The 3619-nt window shown below is 64.4% G+C and carries 2 protein-coding genes; both read left to right on the forward strand.

Translation table 11 applies throughout. The features are described from left to right. A partial coding sequence (locus EGJ34_RS20890) for a site-2 protease family protein (RefSeq protein ID WP_125362332.1) occupies positions 1–919 on the forward strand: 919 nt, incomplete at its 5' end. A gap of 72 nt (positions 920–991) precedes the next feature. After that, positions 992–3358 (forward strand): outer membrane protein assembly factor BamA, encoded by a 2367-nt coding sequence (gene bamA / locus EGJ34_RS20895; RefSeq protein WP_125362333.1) that lies wholly within the window; start codon positions 992–994, stop codon positions 3356–3358. The last annotated feature ends 261 nt before the right edge of the window (positions 3359–3619 follow it).

The following is a 3619-nucleotide window of genomic DNA, read 5'->3' on the forward strand; positions in this document are numbered from 1 at the left end:
CCGGGTGCTGGGCGTGGACGACCGCGAGGTCGTCACCGCCGGCCAGGCCAGCATGGCCCTGACCACCGCCGCCATGGACCGCCGGGATGTCCGCCTGACCGTCGAGGACGCGCAGCAGCAGGTGCGCACACGCGTCCTGCCCCTGTCCCAGCTGCCCGCCGGCTTTGATGAACGCTGGGTGCCCTCGCTGGCCGGGCTCACCTGGCAGTTCCGCATGCAGCCGGCGCTGGTCGAGCGGATCGAACCCGGACATCCTGCCGAGGGCGTGCTGCTGCCCGGCGACCTGCTGCTGGCCGTGGACGGGGTGCGGATCGATTCGGCCGAACAGGTCCCTGCGCAGGTACGCGCGCTGGGCGAGCGCGGCGGCCCCGGCATGATCGAGGTCCAACGCGGCGCGGACCGGCTGGCACTGGAAATCACCCCGCAACAGGGCAAGGACGCGCGCGGCCAGCCGACCTGGCAGCTCGGTGTCGGCTTCCCCCAGGGCAGCGCCCCGCTCTACGACACCACCCTTAAGTACGGCCCACTGGCCGCGCTGCCGGCCGCGCTGCGCGAAACCGCGCGTGCCACCAGCGACTCGCTCGGCATGATGCGGCGCATGATCACCGGCGCGGCCTCGCTGCAGAACGTCTCCGGGCCTGTCACCATTGCCCGCGTGGCCAACGTTTCGGCCCAGCGCGGGCTGGATTGGTTCCTGTGGTTCCTGGCGGTGATGTCGCTCAGCCTGTGCATCATCAACCTCCTGCCGATCCCGATCTTGGACGGCGGGCACCTGCTGTATTACCTTATTGAGTTGGTCAAGGGCAGCCCGCTGAGCGAGCGCGCCATGGCAGCAGGTCAGTACATCGGCCTGGCATTGCTGGCCGGCCTGATGGGATTGGCGTTCTACAACGACATCCTCGGGCTGGCCTCGCGATGAACTTTTTCCTTTTGTCGTCGTCTTATGCGCCGGCATCCCGCAACATTGCATTCGACTCCAACCGGACGTGACATGACGCGACTCCCCAACCGCCGCCTGCTTGCCCTTGCACTTGCCGCCGGTTTCGGCGTGCCGGCCCTGGCCCAGGCAGCCGAGCCCTTCACCGTCAGCGACATCCGTGTCGATGGTCTGCAGCGCATCACCTCCGGTACCGTGTTCACCTACCTGCCGGTGAACCGTGGCGACACCGTGACCGACAGCAAGGTCGGCGAATCGATCCGTGCCCTGTACAAGACCGGCTTCTTCGAAGACGTGCAGCTGCAGCGCCAGGGTGACATCCTGGTGGTCACGGTCAAGGAACGCCCGGCGATCAACAAGCTGACCGTCACCGGCAACAAGGACATCAAGAGCGACCAGCTGCTCAAGGGCCTGAGCGACATCGGCCTGAGCGAAGGCGGCACGTTCGACCGCCTGAGCCTGGACCGCGTGACCCAGGAACTGCGCCGCCAGTACAACGACCGCGGCAAGTACAACGTCGAGATCACCCCGACCGTGAGCCCGCTGGACCGCAACCGCGTGGACATCACGATTGCGATCAAGGAAGGCAAGGCCGCCAAGATCCAGCACGTCAACCTGGTGGGCACGGAGAAGTTCCCGGCCGAGGACATCCTGGAAACCTGGGAGTCCAAGGAGCACAACTGGGCCTCGTGGTACCGCCGTGACGACCAGTACTCCAAGGAAAAGCTCTCCGGCGACCTGGAAAAGCTCAACTCCTGGTACCTGGATCGCGGCTACGTGGACTTCAGCATCGACTCCACCCAGGTGTCGATCAGCCCCGACAAGCGCGACATGTTCATCACCGCCGGCGTGACCGAGGGTGAGCAGTACAAGATCTCCGAGATCAAGGTCACCGGCGACACCATTCTTCCGCAGGAAGACGTGGAGCGCATGGTCATCCAGAAGTCCGGCGACACCTTCTCGCGTGCGCTGCTGGAGTTCAGCTCGGACACCATCACCAACTCGTTGTCCAACATCGGCTACGCGTTCGCCAAGGTGAACCCGATTCCGACCAGCAACCGTGCCGAACAGACCGTTGCGATCAACATGCAGGTCGTGCCGGGTCCGCGCGTGGGCGTTCGCCGCATCATCTTCAAGGGCAACACCCGCACGTCCGACGAAGTGCTGCGTCGTGAAATGCGCCAGTTCGAGAACAGCTGGTACTCGCAGGCGGCGATCGACCGTTCCAAGATCCGCCTGCAGCGCCTGGGCTACTTCGAATCGGTGGACGTGGAAACGCCTGCCGTCACCGGCAGCAACGACCAGGTCGACGTGGTCTACAACGTGAAGGAAACCACGTCGGGCAGCTTCGTGTTCGGCCTGGGCTACTCGCAGTCCTACGGCATGACCACCTCGGTGCAGCTGTCGCAGAACAACTTCCTCGGCGGCGGCAACCGCGTGTCGGTCGAAGCATCGCGCAGCAGCTACCTGCAGCGTTACGGCTTCAGCTACACCAACCCGTACTTCACCGATGACGGCGTGTCGCTGGGCTACAACCTGTCCTGGCGCGAGCTGGATTACTCCGACTTCAACACCGCGCAGTACAACAGCACCAACGGTGCGGCGCAGGTGGTGTTCGGCGTGCCGATCACCGAAAACGACACCGTCTCGCTGATGGTGGGCATCGACAGCAACCAGATCACCACGTACGAAGGCTCCACCCCGCAGTCGATCATCGACTACATCCATGCCATCGGCCAGCGCACGTTCCACTCCTGGCGCACCGAGCTCGGCTGGGCGCGCGACACCCGCAACGACTACTTCATGCCGACCCGCGGTACCTACCAGCGCGTCGGCCTGGAAAGCACACTGCCGGGTTCGACCGTGGAGTACTACAAGCTCAACTACCAGATCTCCAAGTACTGGCCGATCATTCCGTCGCTGGTCATCAACACCCGCGCCGAAGTGGGCTACGGTGACTCCTACGGCGATGACGTGACCCGCGTGATCACCGATCCGGACGGCACCACCCGCACCCTCACCGCCTCGGGCCTGCCGTTCTTCGAGAACTTCTATGCCGGCGGTACCAACTCGGTGCGCGGTTTCGAGGACAACACCCTCGGCCCGCGTTCGGAGGAGACGCGGTACTACAACCGCGGCCAGCCGCTGGGTGGTTCGCTGAAGACGGTCGGTTCGGTGGAAGCGTATTTCCCGCGCCTGTTCGACAGCCCGTCGGCCCGCGTTTCGGCCTTCTTGGACTTCGGTAACGTCTACAACGGTATCGACAACTTCAAGGCCAACGAACTGCGCGTCTCCACCGGCGTCGCCCTGCTGTGGCGCGCCCCGGTGGGCCCGATCTCGATCAGCTATGCCTTCCCGCTGAAGAAGGAAGATGGTGACGAAATCGAACGTCTGCAATTTACGTTTGGCGGTCAGTTCTGACCGCAAAACGTAAATTGCCCAAGGTTTGCTACGCAAACCTTGGGTACCCACGCTGCTTCCTATCCCCGCGCCTGTCGGCGCGCCCCCTTAACAAAGGGGGCTGTTTCACCAGACGTGTTAAGAGACGCCGGGCATTGCCCGGCGTTTTGCTTTTGATCTTCCTTGGCGGCCGACGATCTGTCGGGGCGGGTCGGGGTGGGCTGGAGGGGGCGTGAGCCGCATGGGTCGGGCGCATGCGCCCGACGGGTTGGGCAGGACGCC

This window comes from Stenotrophomonas sp. 278 (assembly GCF_003935715.1).
Taxonomy (GTDB): Bacteria; Pseudomonadota; Gammaproteobacteria; order Xanthomonadales; family Xanthomonadaceae; genus Stenotrophomonas; species Stenotrophomonas maltophilia_AH.

Bases quoted from the DNA above. Each gene is read 5' to 3' on its own strand.
- bamA (WP_125362333.1), top strand. From the start codon at position 992: ATGACGCGACTCCCCAACCGCCGCCTGCTTGCCCTTGCACTTGCCGCC.